We start from the raw sequence: 25464 nt of genomic DNA, 5'->3' as shown, positions 1-25464 counted from the left end.
GCGGTTGTGCTCTCGCAGGTTTCGGAGCGAAAGTCCGTGGGAAGCGTCGCGACCATGACACCCCTCACGATCGGGTCCGGCTCATGACGGCGTCGGCCCAACTCACTCGCACCGGAGAAGGTTGGTCGGCACTGCCCGACCCGCACAGCCTCGGCGACGTGCTCGCGCATCGCCGGTGGGTACGACGCCGCAGGCCGTTCGACCACGTCGTCTCGACCGACGTGTTCACCCCGGACTTCTACGGCCAGCTCCACGACCAGGTGCAGGGCATCCTGGACGACCCGGAGATGTTCGCCCGCAACATGCCGGGCTACGACGCCTCGTCATGCGAGCTCAAGACGCACCGCGAGGGCCCGCTCGGCGTGTTCACCTCCCGGGCCTGGCACGACACGTTGGCCGGCATCTGGGGAGTCGAGGCCACCGGCGACGTCTCCGCCACGCTGCATCATCACGCACCCGGCGGCAAGAGCGGCTGGCCGCACAATGACCTGAACCCCAGCTGGTTCCCCGGACCGCCGCCGAAGAGCGACGAGATCCAGATGGTCGAGAACGACCTGGTCGATCACCAGCGCGGCACCCGTGCGGAAGGTGTCGAGGCTCGGGAGAACGTTCGCGCGGTCGCCGTGCTGTTCTACCTCGGCAACCCGGCGTGGTCTCCGGGCGACGGTGGCGAGACCGGGTTGTTCGAGTCGGCCAGCGCCGCCGCGCACGGGCCCTCGGCCGTGGTGCCGCCGATCAACAACTCCATGGTGATGTTCGAGTGCACGCCCTTCACCTGGCACTCGTTCCTGACCAACCGGAAGCCGCGCACCTCCGTGGTGATGTGGCTGCACCGGACCAAGGAAGATGCGGTTTCGACGTGGGGGGAGCAGAGCATTGTCCACTGGGGATGAACGTCGCGTGTGTGTGCTCACCGGAGCCGGTGGGCAGCTCGGAAACGCCTTCTGCCAGAAGTACCTCAAGGACTACGACATCGTCGCGGTCTGCCGCCACCGGGCGCCGAACGTGCCCTCGCAGTACGACTCCTTCGTCGACCCGCTCGACCCGACGGCCGACGTCGACGGCGGCCGTGTGTTCGTCGTACACACCGACCTCGAGAAGGAGGGGGAGCCGGAGCACGTCGTCGACCTGGTGCTCGCGCGCCACGGACGCGTCGACCTGCTGGTCAACAACGCCGCGTTCTCGGTGTGGCACCGCAACGGGATGATCGACGGCGACGCCGCGCTCAACGACGCGGCCCGGCACTTCGCGGTGAACGTCGAGCTGCCGATGCGTCTCGGCGTACGCCTGGCCCAGAAGTTCTGGTCCTCGCGTGCCGCGGAGAACCGTGCCGCGAACCGCAACGTCGTCAACGTCTCCAGCCTTGCCGGCACGGGAATCTACGGTGGCGGCCAAGCCGTGTACGCCGCCAGCAAGGCCGCCCAGAACCAGATGACCCGGCACATGGCGCGCGAGTTCGACGGGTTCGGCGTGCGCGTCAACGGGCTTGCCCCCAACAGCTTCCCGGGCATCGTCAGCACGGAGTCCGTCGCCGACGCCGTCGTACGCCTCGACCGCGAGTCGGTCACCGGCAAGATCCTCGTCGTGGACAAGCAGACGGGCAACACCGCCACGAGCTGACGGGCAGGCACTCAGCCTCGGGGCTGGGTGCCGTCCGCGGTGGCCCCACGCCGCTCGGCGGTGTGGCGCCAGGCGATGCTGCCGACTCCGAAGAGGAGCGCGGCGCCGAGCAGGCCCGCGGCGACGGCATAGCCCCTGTCGCGCAGCGTGTGGTCGGGCGGCTCCGGCAGGTTGGGTGCCGGGACCGCGGGAAGCTTCGCCTGCTGCGGCAGGATGCGGGAGTCGTCGCGTTCGGCGGTGATCGCGACGTAGGGGTTGACGATTCCCCAGCCGTAGCCGGCGTCGGGCACGCTCACACCGGGACGGTCTGCGGTGGCCTTGATGCGGTTGACGACCTGCTCGGCCGACAACCTCGGGTGGCGCTCACGCACCAGGGCGACGGTGGCGCTCACGAACGGGGTCGCGAAGCTGGTGCCGTCCTCGGCGTAGTAGCCCTGGATCTGGGTGGGGGCCAGGATGCCGACTCCCGGTGCGGCCACGCCGACGTAGTCGCCGGTGATGGAGAACTGCGCGATCGCGTCGTTGGCGTCGCTCGCCCCGACGACGAGCACGTTCGGGAAGTCCTTCCCCTCGGCGTACTTCGCGGGATAGAGCGCCGGGACGCCCTGGCCGTCGTTGTTGCCCGAGGCGGCCACGACGACGATGTCTGCTGCCTTGGCATGCTCGACCGCCGCCCGCAGCTCGGGGGTGTCGGGGGACTGGAGGGACAGGTTGATCACGTCGACCTTTGCCGCGATGGCGGCCTCGATGCCCCGGGCCACCGCGGCGGCATCGCCACCGACGTCCTGGCTGCTGGAGTCGCGGTACTTGATCGGCATGATCGTGGCGTCGGGCGCCAGGCCCTCGAAGCCGACGCCGTCCTCCTGCTGGGCCGCGATGATGGCCGCGACCCGGGTGCCGTGGCCGTAGTCCTCACAGTCGTTGACGTCCGTCGCGCCGTACCCGCCGCCACCCATCACGTTGGTGGGCTTCGTGGACTCGAGGCTGCTCACCTGCGGCTGGTCGTTGACGTTCAACCCGCTGTCGACCACTGCGACGGTGATGCCGGCTCCGGTGGCCAGGGCGTGGACGCGTTCGAAGCCGAGGCGTTCCTGGGCCCAGGGGATCTCGGCGGAGGCGGGGAAGCCGGGCTTGACCGTGCACCCACCGGGCTCGGCGACCGGGGGAGGGGCAGCCCAGGCGGGCCCGGACAGTGCGACCAGGCCGACGATCAGTCCCGAGACCAGGCGCGCGCGTCTTCTCAGCGCTTCTGACGTCCTCACCTGACTCAGCGTAGTCACCGCGGCGACATCGACAACAGCCGGGCGCACGACGTGCGACCTTCGACGGCGTACGCCGAGGGGCGACCGCCTCAACGATCGAGCAGGGTCCGGTCGCCGGTCCGCGGACGCGGAGGGACGATCTGTGCGGGCCCGGCCGCGCGCTTGCGATAGACGTGCTGGCGCATGGCGAGCACACCCAGGCACAGGGCGTAACCGAGGATCAGCGCGCCCGAGTGGTGCGCCAGCCCCGCGACCACGGCCTGGACCGTGCCGTCGCCCTTGGCGGCGATGACCCCGGGCGAGGCAAGGCCGAGGAGGCTGAAGATGCCGAGCATCAACAGGGGAGGCAGCACCCCGACGGTGAAGAAGTCGGCCTGGCGCACGCGCAGCGCCATCGTCACGCACAGGGCGACGAAGGCCAGGTCGAAGAGCCAGGTGATCTCACGGTGGACGGCGAGGTCGGCCAGCACGGCGGTGAGCGCGACGGCGATCCCGAGAGCGGCAACCAGCCGTCCGGGTTCGGTGCCCTCTTCCCAGAGGGTGCGCGCACGGGCCACAGGGCCACGGTAGGACCGGGAACGCCTGCGCGAGGCGCGCCGCGCCGGTCGAGGCCTGGCCCGGGTCGCCCGACGCGCACCTGGTGCGCGCTCACGAGGGTCGGTCACGGGCAAAGACTAGTCGACCCCTTACGGAGGCGCCGGGCGAATGCCGCCTAGCCGATCTGGCGATCGTCCGCGGGACCGGCCTCGCCGGGCGCGGGAAGATGCAGCTCCGGGCGAGGGTCGGCCACCACGTCGAGCAGCTCGGTCGCGGTCAGGGGACGAGGCGTGTCGGTGACCGGCTCCACGGCCTCGAGGGTCTCGCCACTGACGCCGAGCTCCTCGAAGCGTCGCGCGGTGACGAACACCCGCGACTCGAGGGACCCGACGGCACGGTTGTAGGCCTCGACCGATGCCTTGAGGGAGCGGCCCACCTTGTCGAGGTGGCCGCCCATGACACCGAGGCGGGAGTGGAGGTCGCGCCCGAGGTCGTGGATCTGCCGGGTCTGCTCGGCCAGGCGCTCCTGGGTCCACCCGTGCGCGACCGTCTTGAGCAGGGCGATCAACGTGGTGGGTGTGGCCAGCACGACGTTGCGGGTGGCGGCGTACTCCAGGAGGGAACGGTCGCCGTCGAGGGCGGAGGAGAGGAACGCCTCTCCGGGCAGGAAGAGCACCACGAACTCAGGGGTGTCGACCAGCGCCTGCCAGTAGCGCTTGGTCGACAGGGCGTCGATGTGGGCACGCACCTGGCGGGCGTGGCGGGCCAGATGGGCTTCGCGGACGTCGGCGTCGTCGGCCTCGGTGGCAGTGAGGAACGCGTCGAGGGGCACCTTCGAGTCGACCACCACGTCGCGACCGCCCGCGAGGTGGACCACCATGTCGGGGCGCAGGGCGGCGCCGTCGACCACGACGTGATGCTGCTCGGTGAAGTCGCACCGGTCGACCAGGCCGGCCAGCTCGACCGCGCGGCGCAGCTGCATCTCGCCCCACTGGCCGCGCACCTGCGGCTTGCGCAGGGCGGTCGAGAGCGAGGCGGTCTCACGGCGCAGGCCCTCGGCCGAGTGGCGCACCTCCTCGACCTGTTGGCGCAGCTGGCCCTGCCACGTCGCCCGGTTGTGCTCGAGGTCGCGCATCTGGTCGGCCAGCCGGTCGAGCCCGTCGCGGACCACGGTGTCGTCGGCGACCCGGCGCTCGAGGGCGGCCACCGCCTCACCACTGTCGGCCGGTCGGCCACGGTTCCACAGCACCCCGATGACGACGCCGAGCACCAGCCCCACGATCAGCAGCAAGATCTCCATGACCCCGAGCATGCACGAGGCCACCGACAATGCCGTTCAGGACGCGGCGTTCGACGCGGCGCCCGGGCCCCGCGTCAGCCGACGAGCGGAGCCGTGCCCCGGAACGTGCGACGGTAGGCGGTCGGCGAGACTCCGGCCACGGCACGCAGGTGCTGCCGCAACGAGGCGCCCGTGCCGAGTCCGGCCTTCGCCGCGACCATGTCGACCGACAGGTCGGAGGTCTCGAGCAGGCGCTGGGCGTAGCGGATGCGTTGGACGATGAGCCAGGCACCGGGGGAGTGCCCGGTCTCGGCGCGGAACCGTCGGGCGAAGGTGCGCACGCTCATGCGCGCACGGGTCGCGAGCTCGCTCACGGCGATCGGCTGGTCGAGATGGGCGAGGGCCCAGTCGCGCGCCGCGGCGGTCGACTCGTCCACGGCCTCGGGCAACGGCTTCTCGATGAACTGTGCCTGGCCGCCGTCGCGCCACGGCGGCACGACGCAGTAGCGCGCGACGTGGTTGGCCACCTCGCTGCCGTGGTCGCGGCGCACGACGTGCAGGCAGAGGTCCATGCCGGCGGCCAGTCCGGCTGAGGTGAGGACGTCGCCGTCGTCGACGAAGAGCGCGTTCTCGTCGAGGTTGACGTGCGGATAGAGGGCGCGGAAGCTCTCGGCGTGCGACCAGTGGGTGGTGGCCGGACGGCCGTCGAGCAGTCCGGCCGCGGCCAGGACGAAGGCGCCGGTGCAGATCGACATCAGTCGGGTGCCGGGCCTGATCAGGGCGAGGGCATCGCGAAGGTCGTCGGGCAGCACGCCGTGCCGGCGCGGGCCGTCGATCTGGGTGCCCGGGACGATCACGGTGTCGGCCGCGGCGAGTGCGTCGACGGTGCTGTGCGGGGCGATGTCGTAGCCCGCCGAGGTGGGGACCGGTCGACCGTCGAGGCTGGCCACCGTCACGTCGTACCGCGGCTTGCCCGGGTCGGTGTTCGCGGTGCTGAAGACCAGGGTCGGGATGACCAGGTCGTAGCCGATCACCGGGGGCAGGGCGAGGACGACGACGCGGTGCGGAGCGCTCATGGCAGGATTCTTCCACACATTGGCAATTCGGCCACTCGTCGGTCGTGCTCCGGTCAGCGAGGATCTACGGGTGATCGATTCCGAGACCGTTCCCGAGCGCGCCCCGAAGCCGTACCGCGTGCACCCCGCGTGGACCGTGGCGGTGGTCGCGTTCGTGACCCTCGTGGGCGCGGCCGCCTTCCGCTCCGTTCCCGGCATCCTGCTCGATCCTCTGCACCACGAGTTCGGCTGGGCGCACGCCACGATCGGCTCCGCGGTCTCACTCAACCTCGTGCTCTTCGGACTGATCTCTCCCTTCGCGGCCGCACTCATGGACACTTTCGGCGTACGACGCGTGGTGGTCCTGGCACTGTTGCTGGTCTCGCTCGGCAGCGGACTGACCGTCTTCATGACCCAGCCGTGGCACCTCGTCGCGACGTGGGGGCTGCTCGTCGGAGTCGGCACCGGGTCGATGTCGATGGCGTTCGTCGCCACCGTCACGAGCCGCTGGTTCGTGGCGCGACGGGGCCTGGTCGCGGGCATCCTCACCGCCGGCTCCGCCACCGGCCAGCTGATCTTCCTCCCGCTGATCGCCATGGTGGCCGGCGAGCACGGCTGGCGCACCGCCTCGCTGCTGGCAGCCGGTGCGGCGCTGGCCGTCGTACCGATCGTCGTCTTCTGGCTGCGCGACCACCCGCACGACCTCGGCATCACGGCGTACGGCGCCACCGCCGAGGACCCGGGACCCGACCGACACAGCGGTGCCGGGTCGAGTGCCGGGCGGGCGATCCGGGTGTTGATCGCTGCCCTGGGTTCGCGCACCTTCTGGCTGCTCAGTCTGGGCTTCGCGATCTGCGGCATGTCCACCAACGGGCTGATCCAGACCCACTTCGTGCCGGCTGCACACGACCACGGCATGCCCACGACCCTGGCCGCCGGACTTCTCGCGGTGATCGGCATCTTCGACGTCGTCGGCACCATCGCGTCAGGTTGGCTCAGTGACCGGGTCGACCCGAGGCTGCTGCTGGTCGTCTACTACCTGCTGCGGGGCTTCTCCCTGATGCTGCTGCCGTCACTGCTCGGACCGAGCGTGGAGCCCCCGACGTGGGCGTTCATCGTGTTCTACGGGCTCGACTGGGTGGCCACGGTGCCACCCACCGTCCTGCTGGCGCGCGAGGCCTTCGGGGCCGACGGTCCGATCGTGTTCGGCTGGATCTTCGCCTCGCACCAGCTCGGTGCCGCCGTCGCCGCGACGGGAGCCGGCTTCATCCGCGACGTGCAGGGCACCTACGCGCCGGCGTTCGTGATCACCGGTGCGCTGTGCCTGGTGGCGGCCGTCGCCTCGGGTGCGATCAGGCGAGTCCCGTCGGCGGACCCGGCCTCACCCGAACCGGCGCTGATGGACTGACCCGCCGGGAGAGACGGCCGGACGGGCGGCCATTGGGCGAGGCGCTGTCACAGACACCTTCCCTTTGCCATGCTGACCGCCATGACTGAGGACAGGCGCACCCACTGGGAACGGGCCGCGGAGTGGCCCCTGACCGGGCTGGCCCTTCTGTTCCTGGCCGCCTACGCGTGGCCGATCCTTGAGCCCGACACCCCGGCGTGGTGGGTCACGGCGTGCCAATGGGTGACCTGGATCGCGTGGGCTGCCTTCACCGTGGACTACCTGGCGCGGTGGTTCCTGAGCCACGATCGACGCGGCTTCGTCCTGGGCAACGTGCTTGACCTGTTGGTCGTCGTGCTGCCGATCCTGCGACCGCTCCGCCTGCTTCGACTGGTGAAGCTGCTGGGCGTCCTCAACAGGCACGCGGGTAGCTCGCTTCGTGGCCAGGTAATCGTCTACGTGACCGGCGGGACCGGGCTGGTCCTCTTCGTCGCCGCCCTCGCCGTGCTTGACGCCGAGCGCGGTGCGGAGGGAGCGAACATCGGCACCTTCTCCGATGCACTGTGGTGGGCCATGACCACCGTGACCACGGTGGGATATGGCGACCAGTTCCCGGTGACGACGACGGGACGCTTCGTCGCGGGTGGCCTCATGGTTGCCGGTATCGCCCTGCTCGGAATCGTGACGGCGTCGTTCGCGTCCTGGCTGCTCGACCGGGTGTCGGAGGTGGAGGAGGAGTCGAACGCGGTCACCCGCCGCGACCTCCGCGCGCTGACCCATGAGATCGCCGCGCTCCGGGCCGAGGTGGTCGCGTTGCGCTCGGGTGAGGTAGCGGGCCAACCTCTGCCGCATCCAGAATCCTGAGGCGGTCACCTGGCGAACTCGGGGCCGACGCCGGCTCAGCGGTGGCCCAGCGCTGTTGCGGGGCGTGTCGACGACACTGGGCTACCGCTGAAGGCCGCGTGAAGGGTCAGGAGATGTCGACGACGACGGGGGCGTGGTCGGACGGGCTGCCCTGGCCCTGCGCAGGGTCGCGTTCGTCGGTGTCGATGCGCGCCCCGGTCACGCGTGCCGCGAACGACGGGGAGCCCAGCACGAAGTCGATGCGCAGGCCCCGGTTCCGTTCGAAGCGCTGCCGGTAGTAGTCCCAGTAGGTGTAGACCTCGGGCCCGGGCGTGTGCGGGCGTACGACGTCGACGTACCCGTCGTCGATGAACGACTGGAACGCCTCGCGCTCGGGGACGGTGACGTGGGTCGAGTTCTTGAACTGCGCCATGTCGAAGACGTCCTCGTCGAGCGGCGCGATGTTCCAGTCCCCGACGAGTGCGGTGTCACCGGTGAGCCAGTCGCCGCCGGCCGCCGCGCGCAGACGGGTCAACCAGTCCAGCTTGTAGGCGTAGTGCGGGTCCTCGATCTTGCGACCGTTCGGCACGTAGAGCGACCAGATGCGTACGCCGCCGCACACGGCGCCGATCGCGCGCGCCTCGGAGGCCAGCGGGTCGCCGAACTGTGGCATCTCCTCGAAGCCGACCTGCACGTCGTCGAGCCCGACGCGGCTGATCAGGGCCACACCGTTCCACTGGTTGTAGCCGGCGGCCGCGACCTCGTAGCCCAGGGACTGCAGCCCCATCAGGGGCAGCTGGTCCTCGCGGGCCTTGGTCTCCTGCAGGGCGAGCACGTCGATCTCGTGGCGTTGCAGGAATGCCTCGACGCGATCGATGCGGCTGCGGATCGAGTTGACGTTCCAGGTGGCGATGCGCATGCGGCGAATCTACGTGGCGTGCGCGGGCGGGCGGCGTACGGGCCCTATCGTTCGGGGATGGACACGTCGACCCGCGGGGCCCGACTCGCTGCCGCGCTGGTGCACGTCTACACCTCGCTCGGGGTGGTGCTCGGGCTGCTGATGGTGCACTTCGCCTACGAGGGCGACGTGCGCACGGTGCTGTGGCTGTTCCTCGCGGCGATGGTCATCGACGGCACCGACGGGTTCCTGGCCCGCCACCTCGAGGTGAAGACGGTGCTGCCCGGCTTCGACGGTGCCCTGCTCGACAACATCGTCGACTACCTGACCTACGCGTTCGCGCCGATGGTGCTGCTGTGGTCGTGCGGCTACCTGCCCGACGGCGTCCTCGGTGCGGTGACCGCGTCGGTGCCCCTGATGGCCTCCTGCTACCAGTTCTGCCGCAGCGACGCGAAGACCGAGGACCACTTCTTCCTCGGCTTCCCGAGCTACTGGAACATCGTGGCGTTCTACGTGGTCGTCTTCGGGTGGGGTACGACGACCGCGGCGTGGCTGTTGCTCGTCTTCGCGGTGCTGGTCTTCGTGCCGGTCAAGTACGTCTATCCCTCACGCACCGCGACCCTGTGGAGGCTCAACATGACGCTCGCCTCGTTGTGGTTGGTGGCGTTCGCCGTACTGACCGCGCAGCTGCCCGATCCCCAACTGTGGTTGGCGATTCTCTCGCTCGCCTACCCGGCGTACTACACGGCGTTGAGTCTGTGGCTCACGTTCCAGCCGGTGCGGTCGCCGGCGGTGAGCTGACCAGGAACGGCTCGAGCATGCCGGGCACGACCGCGTCGGCGAACGTGATGGCCCGGTCGAGCGGCACGTCGCGCACGGTGATGCGCTCGGCCCCTGCGGCAGTCGTGGCGACCAGGGTGGCCAGCCCTCGGCGGCGCTGGAACCAGGTCTGTGACACCACCCAGCCGATCACACCGCCGCGTTCGAGCACGGTGCGCACCCGGGAGGTCACGCCCGAGCCGACGACGAGGTGATCGGCGGTGAGCGCATGGCCGAGGTGGCGGTACTCCGCCTCACCGAGCGCGATGCCGACGAGCAGCACGGCGAGCGTGACGAGCACCGGCAGCACGGGGGTCACCGAGAAGAAGACCGCCGGCACCAGCGCGACGACGACGGCCGGCAGGAGCAGCCGCACACCACGGAGGTGACAGCGCCGGCGGGCCCGCGACCCGTGCTTCGTCAACGGAGTGCGCAGTGGGGCCGGGTCGCCGAGCACGTCGTCGCCCACCCGTCGGGTCTCCGACGTCGGACACGGCGGCAGGACGGCGTACACGCCCTCGTCGAGGCCGGTGACCAGCGTGTGCAGCTCGGCGCCCCCGACCGCGCGGAGCAGGGCGGTCTCGCGCAGCTGCACGCCACGGACCCGGGCCTCCTCGATCGTGGTCGACGCAGTGGTGAAGAGCCCGCGGGTCAGGCGGAGGTTGCCCTCCTCGCGGAACAGGCGCAGGCCCCACCACTGCACGGCGTACGCCGCCATCGACAGGAGGGTCCACACGACGAGGCCGCCGACCAGCAGGACGACGACGACGAGCAGGAGCGCGCTCTCGATGCGCTGGACGTCCTCCTGGTCGACGCTGAAGTCGATGCCGACGTCGCCGACGAACTGGCTCAGGCCACCCAGGGCACCGAGTGCGATCACCAGGCGGCCGAGGCTGAACGGCGCGAATCGGACCCAGGATCCCCGGAAGCGGGCGAGGTCGGGGCTGCGTGGCGCCGGCTCGGTGTCCACGTCGGCGTCGTCCGCCGGGTCAGGGGTGACTGCGGCCCGGGTGAGCAGCAGGTTGCGCAGCTGCTCGGCCTGCGCGGTCGAGAGGGAGTCGAGCTCGATGCGGGTGTCGTCGACGCCGGTGCCGACCTCGACCTTCTGGATGCCCAACGCCCTGTGCAGCAAGGGCGCCTCGAGGTCGACGCTGCGGATCCGGTCGAGCGGTGCGGTCAGCCGGGTCTTGTTGAGGAGCCCGCGGGTCACGACCAGCTGGTCACCGGCGATGCGGAACCGGGTGGTCACCCACGGGAGGACGCCGATGCCGACCGCACCCACCAGCACCACGGGTGCTGCGAAGAGCAGCCAGCGCGGTTGCTGGGTGCCGACTCCGATCAGAGCAGCGAGTGCCGGCACGAGGATCTGGCGCAACGTCTTGAGCGGTCCGACCAGCATCGTGCGACGGTCGAGACGCTGCCACTCGCTCACGTGGCGTCGCCCTCGCTGGCTGCCGTGATCTCGGTGAGCTCGGCGACCACGCGCCGGGCCACGTCCTGGTCGAGGCCCTCGATGGTGATCGCACCGGCGGCCGACGCCGTGGTCACGGTGATCGCGGAGAGCCCGAAGAGACGCATGATCGCGCCGCGCCTGGTGTCGACGGTCTGCACGCGCGACAACGGTGCGATCCGCTGCCGGGTGACGACCCAGCCCGAGCGGGTGTAGACCGCGCCGGGCGTCACCTCCCACCGGTGGATGCGGTGGCGCAGGCCAGGCATCCAGATCGCGATGGCGGCCAGGGGAGTCAGCACCACGGCGTAGGCCACCCACAGCCACCACGGGCGCGAGGGCAGCAGCACCGCGATCACGACGAGTACGACGACCGTGGTCGCCAGCTCCGCGACGGCGATGACCCGCCACATCTGGACGGCCCTGGGGGAGACCTGGTGGGCCGGCTCGCGGAGCAGGGCTGCTGGTCTGCTCACGTGTCGTCCTGCTTGGGGCGGGGGATGCGGGAGGTGATCCAGTCCTTGGCGGAGCCGACTCCGTCGCCGATCTCGCGCAGCAGCTTGGCCAACGGGTCCTGGGACGTGCGGAAGCTCTCGCCGTACGACGCGGCCGCCTGCCTGGCCGCGTCGGACATCGAGGCCGAGCCGTCGTCCTGACGACGAGGGTAGTCGCCGGCGATGATCTTGACGTAGGTGCCGCTGTCGACCCAGCGGCGCAGCTCGTGGGCCCGCATCACGGGGAACGGGTGGGAGCTGGCCTCGAGCAGCATCATCTTCAGCACGCTGTCGCGCAGGTCGCCGGCGGCCTCGTACTCACTGCCCTGGGCGAGGAACGCCGTGCTGTCGAGCTGCGACAGGTTGCCGCCGCTGGCCGACTTCATGTTGACCCGAAGTGCGGCGGCGGGGTCCTGGGTGGCCAGCAGCCCGGCCCGGTCCGCGGAGAGCTCGGACTTGCGCTCCCACTCGGTGAGCGCCGCGACGATCGCGCGCAGGCCCAGGTTGCCCAGCGGCACCCACGACAGGGCTCCGCTGATCTGCATCAACCACAGCAGCAGTGTGCGATAGAGCGCGTGCCCGCTGGCGGCGTGGCCGAGCTCGTGACCGAGCACGAACCGGAGCTCCTCCTCGTCGAGGGCGTTGACCAGCGCGGAGTTGAGCACGATGAACGGCTTGTCGAGGCCGATGGTCACGGCGTTCCACAGCGGCGAGTTCACGACGTACAGCTCGGGCAGGGTGCGTACGTCGAGCACCGCGGCCGCCTCGGCGTACAGCCGTTGGATGTCGGGGAACTGCCGGTCGTCGACCCGGATCGCCGACCCGAGGAAGCGCAGCCGGAAGGCGCGTTCGTTGACCATCGCGGTCATCTTGCGCAGCACGAAGTCGAAGCCCTTGAGCTTGCGCAGCGCGACCAGCGCGCCCTGATCGGCGGGATGCTCCCAGGCACGGGAGCTGATGTCGGTCAGCGTGACCCTGCGACGGGCCGGCTGGTTCTCCCCAGTCATGGCTCGACTGTAGTCAGGAGGCGTGAATGCCCCCGTGACTGTTGACACAGTCGGCCGGACCTCATACGTTCCGCAGGACTGAAACGTTTTAGGGAATTCGGGATGCAGGCATTGTCAGAAGAGCTGAGCAACGACGACGTCGCGCTGTTGGCCCTGCTTGCCAGCGGCCTGCCGGCGGAGACCGTAGCCCGACGACTCGGCCTCTCCGAACGCACGGTCCGACGACGCATCCGGCTCATCTGCGACAGGCTCGGCGTGGGCACCACTGTCGAGGCGGTCGTGTGGGCGGCGCGGCGTCGGCTCGTCTGACCGCAGGGTCGGTCGTGCTGGTCGCAGCGCGATCGTCGCCGACGCCTGGGCGACGCGGCGCCGAAGTGCCCGAGGAGGTGGCCGGATCCGGTCACGGATGTGGTGCCGATCACGCCGCGCGTGGTTGTATCGCTGAAACGTTCTAAACGATGGAGGAAACCGTGTCGGCAACGGACCCGAACGCCCGCTCGCACAGGCGGGGGACGGCGGCGATGCTGACCGTCCTGGCCCTGGTGTTCCAGCTCGCCCTCGTCGGGACGGTCGCCCTCACGACCCCCACCGCGTCGGCCGACGCTGCCGCGGCGGCGCCACAGGTCGCTCTCACGCGCCTCCAGGTCGAGAAGAAGACGGCACCGGTCGGCATCGACGTCGACCGCCCTCGCTTCAGCTGGGTCATCGAGACCGAGGCACGCGACGTCGTGCAGGAGGGCTACCGGCTCCGGGTCGCCACCAGCCGGGCCGACCTCGACGCCGGTGACCTCACCTGGGACAGCGGTCAGGTCTCCTCCGACCGGTCATCGGGTGTGGAGTACGACGGCCCGGACCTGGCCTCCGCGACCGACTACGTCTGGAGCGTGGAGGTCACGACCAGCGTCGGCACCGCGTCCGCGACAAGTCAGCTGCGCACGGGGTTCCACGACGAGTCGGACTGGGCCGACAGCTCGTGGATCGGCAACGAACGGATCGACACCTCCGACGACCTCACGATGACCGGGGCGTCGTGGATCTGGACCCCCGAGGCGACCAGTCCGGTCGCGCCCGCCGAGCCTCGCGCGTTCCGCACCACCCGCACGACACCGGAGGGCAGGACCGCGCAGAGCGCGGAGATCCTGATCACCGCCGACGACCTGTTCCGCCTCTGGGTCAACGGTGAGCTCGTCGGCGAGAGCCACGGCGCGGAGAACGAGTGGCAGCAGTCGCACCTCTACACAGTGCAGCTCGACCCCGCCAGCAACGTCTTCGCGGTCCGCACGAACAACGGAGCCGGGTCGCCCGCAGGGTTGGTCGCGAAGGTGCGGGTGACCTACACCGACGGCACCACCTCCGTCTTCACGACCGGCACCGACTGGTTGGCGAGCAAGACGGTCCCGACCGGCTTCGAGGCCCCGGCGTACGACGACTCCGCCTGGGGCAGTGCCGCCAAGCAGGCCGACTACGGCAGTGGCCCCTGGGGCTCGGGCGTCCGCGCGCCGAAGACCGAGGTGAACCCTGCGCCCTTGCTGCGTCGCGAGTTCCAGGTCGACGGCGACGTCCGTGACGCGACGTTGTTCGTGGCTGCAGGCGGCTACGCCGACATGTCTCTCAACGGCGCGCCGGTCAGCGACGACGTGCTGTCGCCCGGATTCACCGACTACGACGACACCGTGCAGTACGTCGCCACCGACGTCACCGACCAACTCGCGCAGGGTGACAACGCGCTGGGCGCGCAGCTCGGCCGCGGCTTCTACGGCATGACCGGCGGCAACGTCTGGTGGTGGGAGCGTGCGCCCTGGCACGACGAGCCGGTGTTCCGCGCCGTCCTGCACATCGAGTACGCCGACGGCCACACCGAGCAGGTGGTGACCGACGACTCGTGGACCATCCACGACGGCCCGACGGTCTTCGACGACCTCTACGGTGGCGAGGTGTACGACGCCCGCCTGGTCCAGGACGGCTACGACACCGTCGGCTTCGACGACGCGGGCTGGGCATCGGCCAGCGAGGTCGACGGACCCGCCGGCGGCCTGGTCAACCAGCGCCAGCAGCCGATCCGGGTGACCGAGTCCCTGCCGGCCGTCGAGATCACCGAACCCGCAGACGACGTCTACGTCGTGAAGTTCCCCCGGATGCTGGCCGGCTGGGTCGAGCTGGGCGTCGAGGGATCGGCCGGCACCACGGTCCGCGCACAGTACGGCGAGAAGCTGCTGCCCAACGGCCGGGTCAACTTCTCCAACAACGGCGGTTTCCAGAGCGGCTTCCAGACCGACCGGTTCATCCTCGCCGGCACCGGTGACCGTGAGACCTGGGAGGCCCGCTTCTCCTACAAGGGCTTCCAGTACATCGAGGTGACCGGCTGGCCCGGCAGCGAACCGCCGACGCTGGACGCGTTCACCGCCCGGGTGGTGCACACCGACGCGACGGAGACCGGCTCGTTCGAGAGCTCCAGCGACATCATGAACCGCACCCACCGGGCCGTGGTGGACACGCTGAAGAACAACATCCACGGCATCCCGACCGACACCCCCATGTTCGAGAAGAACGGCTGGACCGGTGACGCCGCGGTGGGTGCCGAGATGTTCATGATGAACCTCGACGTCCACGAGCTCTTCGCCAAGTGGATGCGCGACGTGAACGAGACCCGGTCCACCGACGGCCGCCCGATGGTGATCGCCCCGAGCTCGAGCACGTGGGGCGAGTGGGGCGTCGCGCCGCCGTGGCACTCGGCGTACATCATGATCCCGTGGTGGCTCTACCAGTACGGCGGCGACGACCGCGTGCTCACCGAGTACTACGACGGCATGAAGAAGTACGTCGACCTCGAGTTCGCGCAGTCGGCGAACGGGCTGGTCACCAACCCGCGGCTCGGTGACTGGGTCAGTCCGGAGGCCAGCCCCGCAGGAGGAAACGCACCGGAGGACGTGCGGGTCTCGGGCACCGCCTACCTCTACTCGATGACCACCGCGATGGAGCGGACCGCGCGACACCTGGGCAATCACGCCGACGCTGCCGCGTTCGCCGACAACGCCGCCACCGTCAAGGCCACGTTCAACGCGACCTTCCTCGACCGGGCAGCCGGCCACTATCGCGGCAACGGCGACCGTGGCTACCGACAGACCCACAACGTGCTGGCGCTGGCCTTCGACCTGGCCCCGGACGAGGGGACCGAGAAACGCGTCGCGGCCAGCATCGTGGCGAACGTGAAGGCACGCAACTACACGCTCAACACCGGCGTGCTCGGCACGAAGTACCTCCTGCCGGTGCTCTCCGACCATGGCTACGAGGACGTGGCGTTCCGGCTCGCCGCGCAGACGGCGTACCCGAGCTGGGGCTACATGATCGAGAACGGCGCCACCTCGATGTGGGAGCACTGGGCGCTCGAGGCCCGGTCCCGCGGCCACTACTTCCTGGGCACCGTGGACGACTGGTTCTACCACTACGTCGCCGGGATCAAGGCCTCCGAGACCACCGGCTACCGCGACCTGACCATCGCCCCGGCGGTCACGAAGCAGATGAGCTGGGCCAGGGCGACCACGGAGACGCCGTACGGTCCGGTCACCAGTGACTGGCGGCGCACAGGCCGCACTCTCCAGCTGGACGTCGACGTTCCCGTCGGCTCCACCGCCACCATCAAGGTGCCCGGTGCCAACGCCTGGGCGCTCACCGAGGGCGGCCTGCCCGCCGCGGAGGCGGAGGGCGTCCACGACGTGGCGTACGCCGACGGCACCGTGGTGGTCACGGTCGGTTCGGGGCACTACAGCTTCGCCTCCGACGAGCGGCGCGGCCTTGCCGGTACGGCGGTCGAGGCGATCGCCACGGCCGACGGAGTCGTCACCGCGCTGCGCGACGACGGCAGCATCAACGCCGGCCTGGCCTCGCGCCTGCTCGCCCTCACGTCGACGGCGCGGGCCGACATGATCCGCGCGATGGACGAGCTGCTGGACGCCGACGTCGTCCGTGCGGCCAAGGCCCTCGCCGCAGCCCACCGCGACATCGAGTCCGCCCAGGAGGTCGCCGGCCGGCTCGATCTCGAGGCCGATGAGGCAGCCAGCCTCGACGCGGCCATCGTGGCCGTCCGAGACGCCCTGGACGCCGCCGTCGCCGACTACCTCGAGCTCGACCTGACGGCGACCGCCGGCGACGACGTGCTGCGGCCGGGTGACGAGGCGCCACTGACTGTCGAGGTGGGCAACGCCGGGAGCGCCACGGTGCACGACGTCCGCGCCACCCTCGACGGTCTTCCCGAGGGCTGGGCCACTGCTCCGGCCAGCACCCGCCTGAGCAACAAGCTGGCCGGTGGCGACACCGCTGACGGCCGGTTCACCGTCACCGTCCCGCAGCGGCAGAGGCCGGGCACCACCCGCGGCGCGGCAACCGCGACGTACGAGTTCGAGGACGCGCAGCTCAGGCTGGGGACGGGTTTCGACCTCGAGGTCGCCTCGCCGGTGGTGGTGGACACGGTGACGGTTGCGCCGAGCCCGGTCCGACCGGGCACGACGGTCTCCGTCACCGCGACGGTGCGCAACATCGGCCGCGCACCGGCCAGTGGTCGCGTCACGGTCGAGGTGCCGACGGGCTGGACCGCTCCGGAGCCGAGCGACGTGCTGGACATCCCGGCGGGGGCGACCCGCAGCGTCTCCCTCGACGTCGGCGTGCCGCGCGACGCCCGGCAGGCCGTCGAGGACTTCGCCCTGGTCGCCCACGTCACGAGTGACGGTGAGGTGCTCGCCTCGGGGACGGGGAACGTCCGGGTGGCCATCGACCCGAGCCCGGGGACCGCCGCAGGGTACGACCACCTCGACCTCGGCGTCGCCGCGGCCGAACAGGCCCATGCGCTCACCGCCTCGGCGTCGTCCGGGACCAGCAGCGAAGCGGGCCTGACCCGGCGGTACGCCGGTCACCTGACCCCGTTATCGCAGTTCCAGTTCGACCTGGCCGTGGTGCCCGGCGATGCGTTCGTGCTCCGGGCGGTGGAGACCTACGACCGGGCCCAGACCAAGCGCTACAAGGTGTACGTCGACGGCACCGAGGTGCTCCTGCGCACCTTCGCCCACACCGGTGGCGTCGGAACCGAGACCTACGAGTTCACCGTCCCGGCGGCCCTGGCCGCGGCCGACGGCACCGTCCGGGTGAAGTTCGAGAACCAGGGTGACCCCGCCTACTACGACCCCTCGATCGCCGATGTCTGGAGCCGGCCGGTGAGCTGATCCGGCCGTCCCCGTCCGACCCGAACACCCCGCTGGCCGGACGCCCCTGGGGGTGTCTAGTTCGCCCGGGTCTCCGTGGAGGCCCGGGCGACCAGCTCGGGCGTGAAGGTGATCTGCTGGTGGACGTGGTCCGGGTTCTCGACCTCGTCGAGCAGCAGCTCGGCAGCGGTCCGGCCGAGGCGGAGGCGGGGCTGGCGCACGGAGGTCAGCGGCACCGCCGCCGCACCGGCGTACTCGATGTCGTCGAAGCCGACGATGGCCAGCTCGTCCGGCACGGAGACCCCGGTCGTCACGCAGTGCTGGAGCAGACCCAGGGCCAGGAGGTCGTTGGCGCAGAACGCGGCCGTGGGCCGGCGCGCCCCGGGCATCCCGGCCAGTCGCTGCGCGGCCTGGCGACCCTCGCCGACGCTGAGCGCGGAGGTGTCGATCCGAACGAGGTGACTCTCGTCGAGTCCGGCATCGGCCAGTGCCGCCAGGGCGCCCGCATGACGGTCATGCACCTGCCCGATCGAGGAGGGGCCGCCGATGAAGGCGATCCGCTCGTGGCCACGGTCGAGCAGGTGCTCGAGGGCCAGTCGGCCGCCGAGGACGTCGTCGACGGCGACCGAGCAGTGGGTGTCGCCGGCCCGGGTGCGGTCGACGATCACGATCGGCGTGCCGCGGCCGGAGATCTTGTCGAGCGCGGGCGACTCAGGGTCGACCGGGGTGAGCAGGATGCCGGCGACCCGTTGCTCCTCGAGCCGGTTGAGGTAGTTGGCCTCGCGGTCGGCACGGTTGTCGGAGTTGCACATGTAGAGCGAGAGGTCACGCGCGGCCAAGGTCTCCTCGACACCGCGGGCGACGTCGGTGAAGAACGGGTTGGTCGCGTCGAGGACGACGTAGGCCAGGGTGCGCGAGCGGCCGGCCCGCAGCTGCCGGGCGGACTCGTTGGGGACGAAGCCGAGCTCGGCCATCACCTTCTCGACCCGGGCCCGGGTGCGGGGGCTGACCCGGTCAGGATGGTTGAGCACGTTGGAGACCGTGCCGAGAGAGACGCCGGCCGCGGTCGCAATGTCCTTCACCCCGATTGCCATCGAAGCCTCCCGTTTCGTGAAATGTGGCGCGCCGTTTCAATGCGTGTTCGGTGACTCTAGCGGGCGCAGCATCTGCGCAGGTGGTGGGCGCTCTGGGCAATTGTTGCGGAAACCCTTGACGCTGTGGTGCCGGTCACGTTACGTTACCGAAACTTGAAACCTTTCAATCAACGAAGAACCGGAGGCAGCAGATGCCCGCAGGAAGCGGCGAGGTCGTCCTCGAGCTCCGCGACGTCTCCAAGTCGTTCGGCCCCGTGGTGGCCCTGCGGTCCGGCCGCATCGAGGCCCGCGCCGGGTCCATCCACGCGCTGGTGGGCGAGAACGGCGCCGGCAAGTCGACGCTGGTCAAGATCGTCGCCGGTGTCCACCGACGCGACTCGGGGGAGTTCCTGCTCGGTGGTGAGTCCGTGGACTTCTCCAGCACCGCCGAGTCCAAGGACTCCGGCGTCGCGGTGATCTACCAGGAGCCGACCCTGTTCCCCGACCTCACGGTCACCGAGAACATCTTCATGGGCCGCCAACCGCTCGGCCGCGGCCGCCGCATCGACCGCCGCGCCATGCACACCGAGGCGGAGTCACTCTTTGCCCGGCTCGGCGTCCACATCGACCCGCGGCGACCCGCGCTCGGGCTGTCGATCGCGGACCAGCAGATCCTCGAGATCGCCAAGGCCATCTCGCTCGACGCCCGGCTGCTGATCATGGACGAGCCCACCGCGGCCCTGAGTGGGGTGGAGGTCGACCGCCTCTTCGCCGTCGCCCGCAGCCTCCGCGACGAGGGGCGCGCGCTGATCTTCATCTCCCACCGCTTCGACGAGGTGTTCGGCCTCTGCGACACCATCACCGTGATGCGCGACGGCTCGTACGTCGACACGGTCGAGACCAGCACCACGAACGTCGATGCGATCGTCGAGATGATGGTCGGCCGCGAGGTCGGAGACCTGTTCCCCAAGACCCCGGCCGCCATCGGCGGGCCGGTCCTGACCGTCGAGAACCTCACGTCCACCGGTGTGTTCCACGACGTCAGCTTCGAGGTCCGTGCCGGCGAGATCGTCGGCCTGGCCGGGCTGGTCGGAGCCGGTCGCAGCGAAGTCGCCCGGGCCATCTTCGGCGTCGACTCCTACGACTCCGGCACGGTCACCCTGGCCGACCGCACCATCCCCAAGCACAAGCCCAGCGTGGCGATCCGCCGCGGCATCGCATTCGTCCCGGAGGACCGTCGCAAGCAGGGCCTGGTCACCGAGGCCTCGGTGGCCCGCAACATCGCCGGTGTGGTCCGCGGCGGGCTCGGCACCTTCGGCATCCTCCGTGGCGCCGACGAGGGCCGGGCGGCGCGGCCCTGGGCGTCCCGGCTCGAGGTGAAGACCAGCGCCCTCGACGCCACGGCGGCGACCATGAGCGGCGGCAACCAGCAGAAGGTCGTCATCGCCAAGTGGCTGGCCACCAACCCACGGCTCCTGATCATCGACGAACCCACCCGCGGCATCGACGTCGGCACCAAGGCCGAGGTGCACCGGCTGCTCTCCGAGCTGGCCGGGCAGGGGATGGCGATCCTGATGATCTCCTCCGAGCTGCCCGAGGTGCTCGGGATGGCCGACCGCGTCCTGGTCCTCTGCGAGGGACGGCTCACCGCCGACATCCCGCGCGACCAGGCCACCCCCGAGGTCGTCATGAAGGCCGCCACGCAGACCCTCCAGGAGGCCTCCGCATGAGCGACACCACCATCCGGCCGACCGAGGCCGCGCCCAGCGCCGAGCTCGAGCGGCTCATCGAGCCGAGCAGCCAGTCGCGGTCGACGCGACTGTTCAACACCGTCTTCCGCTCACGCGAGATGTCGATCCTGCTGGTGCTGCTGCTGGTCATCGCGGCCGCCACCGTCAAGACACCGAGCTTCCTCTTCAGCTCCAACTCCTGGCGCGACCTGCTCCTCACCCCGTCGATCCTGCTGCTCCTGGCGGCCGGTCAGGCGGTCGTGATCATCACCCGCAACGTCGACCTGTCGGTCGGGTCCGTGCTGGCGTTCACGGCGTACCTCACCGGCCGGCTGTTCATCGACCACCCCGGCCTGCCGGTCGTGGCCGTGGTTGCGGCCGGAATGCTGGCCGGTGCCCTGCTCGGGCTGGTCAACGGGCTGTTGGTCGCGATCGGCAAGGTGCCCGCGCTCGTGATCACCCTCGGCACGATGTACGTCTACCGCGGCATCGTGCTCAGCTGGGCCGGCAGCGACCGGGTCAACGCCAGTGACATGCCCGAGGGATTCCTCAGCCTGGGCACCAGGTCCGTGCTCGGCATCCCGGTGCTGTTCATGGTGGCCGCTGTCGTGGTCTGCCTCGTCGGCTACTACCTGCACTCGCATCGCGGAGGGCGCGAGCTCTACGCGATCGGCTCCGACCCGGACGCCGCGGTCCTCTACGGCCTGCCCGTCCGGCGCCGCGTGATCGCCGCGTTCGTCTTCAGCGGCGCCCTTGCCGGTCTGGCCGGTGTCGTCTACGCGGCCCGCTACGGCACCGTCAGCTCGGGCGCCGGCACCAGCATCGAGCTCGAGGCCGTGGCCGCGGTGGTCATCGGCGGGGTCGCGATCTTCGGCGGCAGCGGCACCGTGTGGGGAGCCTCGCTCGGCGCCATCCTGCTGGTCACCATCGACCGTGCCCTCCCCATCCTCGGCATCCCCGACTTCTGGCAGCGCGCCGTCGTCGGCGCCCTGATCCTCAGCGCCATCGTCCTGGACCGGATCCTCGCGCTCCGGCAGGCCCGCAAGCTCGTCACAGCGAGGGATGAGTCATGAACGCGACCACCACGACCGCCGGACCCACCACCCGTGACTACCCGGCGTACGGCCGCCCCCTGTGGCAACGCTGGTTGTTCACCCGCGAAGCCGCGGTGATCGCCCTGCTGCTGGCCGTCTGGTTCTACGCGCTCAACAACGTCGCGTTCTTCGACGGCCCGCTCACCATCACGTTCCTGCTGCAGGACATGACGCCGATCCTGTTGATCGCGCTGCCGATGACCCTGATCATCATCACCGGCGAGATCGACCTGTCCGTCGCCAGCGTCGTGGGACTGAGCAGTGTGCTGGTCGGGGTGCTGCACCAGGACGGCTGGTCGATCCCGGCCGCCGGCCTGGCCGCCCTCGTCGTCGGCCTGCTCTGTGGGGCGCTCAACGGCTTCCTGGTCGCGTACGTCGGCCTGCCGTCGCTGGCCGTGACCATCGGCACCCTGGCGCTCTACCGCGGACTCGCGGTCGGACTGCTCGGCACCAAGGCCGTCACGGACTTCCCCGAGAAGTGGACGACCCGGGCCAAGGAGAACATCGGCGACTCGCCGTACCCACAGGTGATCATCATCGTGATCCTGCTGGCCCTGGTGTTCGCCTTCCTGTTGCACTTCACCTCGTTCGGCCGAGGTGTCTACGACATCGGCCTGAACACCGAGGCCGCCCACTTCACCGGCGTCAACGTGCGCCGCACCAAGCTGATCCTCTTCATGCTGGCCGGGGTCGTCTCGGCCCTGGCCGGGATCTACTACACGCTGCGGTTCGGCAGCTCCCGCGGCGACAACGCCTCCGGCATGGAGCTGCGCGTGATCGCCGCCGTCCTTCTCGGTGGCGTGTCCATCTTCGGCGGCCGCGGGCGACTGCACGGCGTGATCGCGGGAGTCCTGTTGATCGGTGTCATCGCCAGCGCCCTGCGCCTGGAGCACTACACCGTCAACGTCATCAACATCATCATCGGTCTGCTCCTCGTGGCCTCGGTGATGTCCAACAGCGTCCTGGCATGGCTGTCCTCGACAACCGCGACCAGACGGAACAAGCGGGGCCCGAGCCCCTCAGTCGCGCCGGCCGGCGTGGGAACAGAAGGAAGGCAATGACCATGAAGTTGCACTCGAAGCGGGCCTGCGCGATTGCGGCACTCCTGCTCAGCGGCGCGATGATCCTCACCGCATGCGGTGGCGGCGACGGCGGCGGTTCCTCCGACGAGGTGACCGTGACGTTCCTGCCCAAGAACCTCGGCAACCCCTACTTCGACACGAGCGACAAGGGCGGCAAGGCCGCGGTCGACGAGTTCGGTGGGAAGTTCGAGGAGGTCGGACCCCAGGAGGCCACCCCCGACGGCCAGGTGGAGTACATCAACACCGCCGCGCAGCAGCAGGTCAAGGGGCTCGTGGTCTCGGCCAACGACCCGAAGGCCATCTGTGACGCACTGAACCAGGCCCGTGACGCAGGCACCAAGGTCGTCACCTTCGACTCCGACACCGAGACCGACTGCCGTGACGCGTTCGTCAACCAGGCCAGCGCCGAGGGCATCGCGAAGGTGCAGGTCGAGATGATCGCCAAGGCGATCGGTGACAAGGGCGAGATCGCGATCCTCTCGGCGTCGGCGAACGCGACCAACCAGAACGCCTGGATCAAGATGATGGAGGAGGAGCTCGCGGCCAACCACCCCGACATCAAGCTCGTCGACACCGTCTACGGCGACGACGACGACCAGACCTCCTTCGACAAGACCGCCGCGCTGCTGCAGTCGCACCCGAACCTCAAGGGCATCGTGTCGCCGACCACCGTCGGCATCGCCGCTGCGGCCCGCTACCTGTCGGACTCCGACAAGAAGGGCAAGGTCGCGCTGACCGGTCTGGGCACCCCCAACCAGATGCGCGAGTACGTCGAGAACGGCACCGTGGCCGAGTTCGCGCTGTGGAACCCCGAAGACCTCGGCTACCTGGCGGCGTACGTCGCGAAGGCGCTCGTCGACGGCGACATCAAGGGCGAGGAGGGCGACACCTTCAAGGCCGGAAAGCTCGGCGAGTACACGGTGGGCGCCGACGGTGAGGTGCTGCTCGGCGACCCGTTCGTCTTCACCAAGGACAACATCGGCGACTTCAACTTCTGATCGCTGCACTCCCCGTTCCCGAGGGCGCCGGCCGTTCCGTGGTTGGTCCGGCCGGCGCCCTCGACACCAACCCAACCGTCCAGCCCGTCATCCGCGAAGGAGGCGACCGTGCAGCGTGCCTGTTTCCAGCTCCAGGTCCGGTCAGACCGCATCGAGGACTACGTCGCCCGACACGCGGAGGTGTGGCCCGAGATGCTCGAGGCCCTGGCCGCACACGGCTGGCACAACTACTCCCTGTTCCTGCGCGACGACGGCCTGCTGATCGGCTACGTCGAGACGCCCTCCATCGAGGAGGCCGTTGCAGGGATGGCCACCACGCACGTGAACGCCCGCTGGCAGGCCGAGATGTCGGAGTTCTTCGAGGAGCTGGGCGACGCCCGGCCAGACACCGGTTTCGTCCAGCTTCGTGAGGTCTTCCACCTCGAGGACCAGCTCGGGCGCCTCCCGGCGCACCGCACCAGCAAGTGAGAGAGACATGACGACCTTCGCAGACATCACCGAGCGCCTCGGGGCGCTCGCCATCGAGGTCCCCTCCTGGGCCTACGGCAACTCGGGCACCCGTTTCAAGGTGTTCGGCAGTGCCGGCACGCCGCGCACCGTCGAGGAGAAGATCGCCGACGCGGCCACGGTGCACCGCTTCACCGGGCTCGCGCCGTCGGTCGCCCTGCACATCCCGTGGGACCTGGTCGACGACTTCGCCGCGCTCAAGGCGTACGCCGAGGACCAGGGCGTGGTGCTGGGCACCATCAACAGCAACACCTTCCAGGACGACGACTACAAGCTCGGCAGCCTCACCCACGCCGACCCCAAGGTGCGGGACAAGGCGGTCCAGCACAACCTGGACTGCATCGAGGTGATGAACGCGACCGGGTCGCGCGATCTCAAGATCTGGCTGGCCGACGGCACCAACTACCCGGGCCAGGGCGACATCCGGGCCCGCCAGGACTGGCTGGCCGAGAGCCTGCAGCGCATCTACGACCAACTCGGCGACGACCAGCGGCTGGTGCTCGAGTACAAGTTCTTCGAGCCGGCGTTCTACCACACCGACGTCCCGGACTGGGGCACGTCGTACGCCCACGTGAGCGCCCTCGGCGACAAGGCGATGGTCTGCCTCGACACCGGTCACCACGCCCCCGGCACCAACATCGAGTTCATCGTCGCGCAGCTCCTGCGGCTCGGGAAGCTCGGCTCGTTCGACTTCAACAGCCGCTTCTACGCCGACGACGACCTGATCGTCGGCGCGGCCGACCCGTTCCAGCTGTTCCGGATCATCGTCGAGGTGATCCGCGGTGGGGGGTTCGGTCCCGACAGCGACGTCGCCCTGATGCTCGACCAGTGCCACAACATCGAGGACAAGGTGCCCGGCCAGATCCGCTCCGTCCTCAACGTCCAGGAGATGACGGCACGGGCACTGCTCCTCGACACCGACGCCCTGGCCTCCGCGCGGGAGGACGGTGACGTGCTCGCCGCCAACTCGGTCTTCATGGACGCCTTCTACACCGACGTGCGACGCGACCTGGCCGGCTGGCGTGAGGAGCGCGGGCTGCCGGCCGACCCGATGGCGGCCTACGCGGCCAGCGGCTACCAGCAGCAGATCGCGGCCGACCGAGTCGGCGGCCACCAAGCAGGATGGAACTGATCCCC

At 70.0% G+C, this 25464-nt stretch carries 22 protein-coding genes; 13 read left to right on the top strand and 9 right to left on the bottom strand.

Annotated features, from left to right (window positions below):
* Positions 1-83: 83 nt before the first annotated feature.
* Both ASD66_RS01745 and ASD66_RS01740 read left to right on the top strand, forming a co-directional pair.
* Entirely contained in the window at positions 84-893 is an 810-nt protein-coding gene (locus ASD66_RS01745; protein WP_082599281.1) for a 2OG-Fe(II) oxygenase, read from the top strand.
* 7 nt (positions 894-900) lie between these two features.
* Entirely contained in the window at positions 901-1620 is a 720-nt protein-coding gene (locus ASD66_RS01740; RefSeq protein WP_056889854.1) for an SDR family oxidoreductase, read from the top strand.
* Positions 1621-1631: 11 nt separating this feature from the next.
* Here ASD66_RS01740 and ASD66_RS01735 read toward each other — a convergent pair whose 3' ends face one another.
* The 4 genes from ASD66_RS01735 to ASD66_RS01720 form a co-directional block, all read right to left on the bottom strand.
* A complete protein-coding gene (locus ASD66_RS01735) occupies positions 1632-2882 on the bottom strand; it encodes a S8 family serine peptidase (protein ID WP_056889853.1) in 1251 nt (416 codons plus the stop codon).
* An 89-nt stretch (positions 2883-2971) separates the two neighbouring features.
* Positions 2972-3439, bottom strand: coding sequence for a DUF6542 domain-containing protein (locus ASD66_RS01730; RefSeq protein WP_200949828.1), 468 nt, complete (start codon positions 3437-3439; stop codon positions 2972-2974).
* Between the two features lie 155 nt (positions 3440-3594).
* Positions 3595-4719, bottom strand: coding sequence for a DNA recombination protein RmuC (locus tag ASD66_RS01725; protein WP_082599378.1), 1125 nt, complete (start codon positions 4717-4719; stop codon positions 3595-3597).
* A gap of 74 nt (positions 4720-4793) precedes the next feature.
* Positions 4794-5774, bottom strand: coding sequence for a GlxA family transcriptional regulator (locus ASD66_RS01720; RefSeq protein WP_056889852.1), 981 nt, complete (start codon positions 5772-5774; stop codon positions 4794-4796).
* Between the two features lie 70 nt (positions 5775-5844).
* On the opposite strand from ASD66_RS01720, the gene ASD66_RS01715 reads away from it, so the two are divergent.
* Together ASD66_RS01715 and ASD66_RS01710 are read left to right on the top strand one after the other, a co-directional pair.
* A complete protein-coding gene (locus ASD66_RS01715) occupies positions 5845-7161 on the top strand; it encodes an MFS transporter (protein WP_235529927.1) in 1317 nt (438 codons plus the stop codon).
* Between the two features lie 81 nt (positions 7162-7242).
* Positions 7243-8004, top strand: coding sequence for a potassium channel family protein (locus ASD66_RS01710; RefSeq protein ID WP_082599377.1), 762 nt, complete (start codon positions 7243-7245; stop codon positions 8002-8004).
* A gap of 106 nt (positions 8005-8110) precedes the next feature.
* Here ASD66_RS01710 and ASD66_RS01705 read toward each other — a convergent pair whose 3' ends face one another.
* Positions 8111-8902: an exodeoxyribonuclease III gene (locus ASD66_RS01705; protein ID WP_056889849.1), complete on the bottom strand. Its 792-nt coding sequence runs from the start codon at positions 8900-8902 to the stop codon at positions 8111-8113.
* A 57-nt stretch (positions 8903-8959) separates the two neighbouring features.
* On the opposite strand from ASD66_RS01705, the gene ASD66_RS01700 reads away from it, so the two are divergent.
* On the top strand, positions 8960-9682 hold the full coding sequence (locus ASD66_RS01700) for a CDP-alcohol phosphatidyltransferase family protein (protein WP_056889848.1): 723 nt from the start codon (positions 8960-8962) through the stop codon (positions 9680-9682).
* Here ASD66_RS01700 and ASD66_RS01695 read toward each other — a convergent pair.
* Genes ASD66_RS01695 through ASD66_RS01685 form a run of 3 tightly spaced genes read right to left on the bottom strand, consistent with a single transcriptional unit; the run spans position 9645 to position 12651 of the window.
* Complete coding sequence (locus ASD66_RS01695; RefSeq protein ID WP_056889847.1) at positions 9645-11132, bottom strand: PH domain-containing protein; 1488 nt, start codon at positions 11130-11132, stop codon at positions 9645-9647. The two genes, ASD66_RS01700 and ASD66_RS01695, sit on opposite strands and share 38 nt — an antisense overlap.
* A complete protein-coding gene (locus tag ASD66_RS01690) occupies positions 11129-11626 on the bottom strand; it encodes a PH domain-containing protein (protein ID WP_056889846.1) in 498 nt (165 codons plus the stop codon). The genes ASD66_RS01695 and ASD66_RS01690 overlap by 4 nt, the downstream gene beginning before the upstream one ends.
* On the bottom strand, positions 11623-12651 hold the full coding sequence (locus tag ASD66_RS01685) for a M48 family metallopeptidase (protein ID WP_056681389.1): 1029 nt from the start codon (positions 12649-12651) through the stop codon (positions 11623-11625). The genes ASD66_RS01690 and ASD66_RS01685 overlap by 4 nt, the downstream gene beginning before the upstream one ends.
* A 102-nt stretch (positions 12652-12753) precedes the next feature.
* Between ASD66_RS01685 and ASD66_RS01680 the strand changes: the two genes are divergently transcribed.
* On the top strand, positions 12754-12960 hold the full coding sequence (locus tag ASD66_RS01680) for a LuxR C-terminal-related transcriptional regulator (protein WP_082563768.1): 207 nt from the start codon (positions 12754-12756) through the stop codon (positions 12958-12960).
* 161 nt (positions 12961-13121) lie between these two features.
* Positions 13122-17864: a family 78 glycoside hydrolase catalytic domain gene (locus ASD66_RS01675; protein ID WP_156388498.1), complete on the top strand. Its 4743-nt coding sequence runs from the start codon at positions 13122-13124 to the stop codon at positions 17862-17864.
* Positions 17865-17920: 56 nt separating this feature from the next.
* Here the strand turns inward: ASD66_RS01675 and ASD66_RS01670 are convergent, their stop codons facing one another.
* Positions 17921-18937, bottom strand: coding sequence for a LacI family DNA-binding transcriptional regulator (locus ASD66_RS01670; protein ID WP_056681387.1), 1017 nt, complete (start codon positions 18935-18937; stop codon positions 17921-17923).
* Positions 18938-19128: 191 nt separating this feature from the next.
* Here ASD66_RS01670 and ASD66_RS01665 point away from each other — a divergent pair, with 191 nt between their 5' ends.
* The 6 genes from ASD66_RS01665 to rhaI all read left to right on the top strand — a co-directional run bounded on the left by ASD66_RS01665 (position 19129) and on the right by rhaI (position 25459).
* On the top strand, positions 19129-20646 hold the full coding sequence (locus tag ASD66_RS01665) for a sugar ABC transporter ATP-binding protein (RefSeq protein ID WP_056681386.1): 1518 nt from the start codon (positions 19129-19131) through the stop codon (positions 20644-20646).
* Complete coding sequence (locus ASD66_RS01660) at positions 20643-21719, top strand: ABC transporter permease (RefSeq protein WP_056681385.1); 1077 nt, start codon at positions 20643-20645, stop codon at positions 21717-21719. Before ASD66_RS01665 ends, ASD66_RS01660 begins: the two co-directional genes overlap by 4 nt.
* Positions 21716-22801 carry an ABC transporter permease gene (locus ASD66_RS01655; RefSeq protein ID WP_056681384.1) on the top strand — a complete coding sequence of 362 codons (1086 nt, stop codon included), beginning with the start codon at positions 21716-21718 and terminating at the stop codon, positions 22799-22801. The genes ASD66_RS01660 and ASD66_RS01655 overlap by 4 nt, the downstream gene beginning before the upstream one ends.
* A 2-nt stretch (positions 22802-22803) precedes the next feature.
* Positions 22804-23820, top strand: coding sequence for a rhamnose ABC transporter substrate-binding protein (gene rhaS / locus ASD66_RS01650; RefSeq protein WP_056681383.1), 1017 nt, complete (start codon positions 22804-22806; stop codon positions 23818-23820).
* Positions 23821-23928: 108 nt separating this feature from the next.
* Positions 23929-24288, top strand: coding sequence for an L-rhamnose mutarotase (locus tag ASD66_RS01645; RefSeq protein WP_056681382.1), 360 nt, complete (start codon positions 23929-23931; stop codon positions 24286-24288).
* 7 nt (positions 24289-24295) lie between these two features.
* Positions 24296-25459, top strand: coding sequence for an L-rhamnose isomerase (rhaI, locus tag ASD66_RS01640; RefSeq protein ID WP_056681381.1), 1164 nt, complete (start codon positions 24296-24298; stop codon positions 25457-25459).
* The last annotated feature ends 5 nt before the right edge of the window (positions 25460-25464 follow it).

It is taken from the genome of Nocardioides sp. Root151 (assembly GCF_001427925.1).
In the GTDB taxonomy this organism is placed as follows: Bacteria; Actinomycetota; Actinomycetes; order Propionibacteriales; family Nocardioidaceae; genus Nocardioides.
This window is presented reverse-complemented; position numbering and strand designations above follow the sequence as displayed.

Bases quoted from the DNA above. Each gene is read 5' to 3' on its own strand.
- ASD66_RS01745 (WP_082599281.1), top strand. From the start codon at position 84: ATGACGGCGTCGGCCCAACTCACTCGCACCGGAGAAGGTTGGTCGGCA.
- ASD66_RS01725 (WP_082599378.1), bottom strand. From the start codon at position 4,719: ATGGAGATCTTGCTGCTGATCGTGGGGCTGGTGCTCGGCGTCGTCATC.
- ASD66_RS01720 (WP_056889852.1), bottom strand. From the start codon at position 5,774: ATGAGCGCTCCGCACCGCGTCGTCGTCCTCGCCCTGCCCCCGGTGATC.
- ASD66_RS01710 (WP_082599377.1), top strand. From the start codon at position 7,243: ATGACTGAGGACAGGCGCACCCACTGGGAACGGGCCGCGGAGTGGCCC.
- ASD66_RS01705 (WP_056889849.1), bottom strand. From the start codon at position 8,902: ATGCGCATCGCCACCTGGAACGTCAACTCGATCCGCAGCCGCATCGAT.
- ASD66_RS01700 (WP_056889848.1), top strand. From the start codon at position 8,960: ATGGACACGTCGACCCGCGGGGCCCGACTCGCTGCCGCGCTGGTGCAC.
- ASD66_RS01685 (WP_056681389.1), bottom strand. From the start codon at position 12,651: ATGACTGGGGAGAACCAGCCGGCCCGTCGCAGGGTCACGCTGACCGAC.
- ASD66_RS01680 (WP_082563768.1), top strand. From the start codon at position 12,754: ATGCAGGCATTGTCAGAAGAGCTGAGCAACGACGACGTCGCGCTGTTG.
- ASD66_RS01670 (WP_056681387.1), bottom strand. From the start codon at position 18,937: ATGGCAATCGGGGTGAAGGACATTGCGACCGCGGCCGGCGTCTCTCTC.
- ASD66_RS01665 (WP_056681386.1), top strand. From the start codon at position 19,129: ATGCCCGCAGGAAGCGGCGAGGTCGTCCTCGAGCTCCGCGACGTCTCC.
- ASD66_RS01660 (WP_056681385.1), top strand. From the start codon at position 20,643: ATGAGCGACACCACCATCCGGCCGACCGAGGCCGCGCCCAGCGCCGAG.
- ASD66_RS01655 (WP_056681384.1), top strand. From the start codon at position 21,716: ATGAACGCGACCACCACGACCGCCGGACCCACCACCCGTGACTACCCG.
- rhaS (WP_056681383.1), top strand. From the start codon at position 22,804: ATGAAGTTGCACTCGAAGCGGGCCTGCGCGATTGCGGCACTCCTGCTC.
- rhaI (WP_056681381.1), top strand. From the start codon at position 24,296: ATGACGACCTTCGCAGACATCACCGAGCGCCTCGGGGCGCTCGCCATC.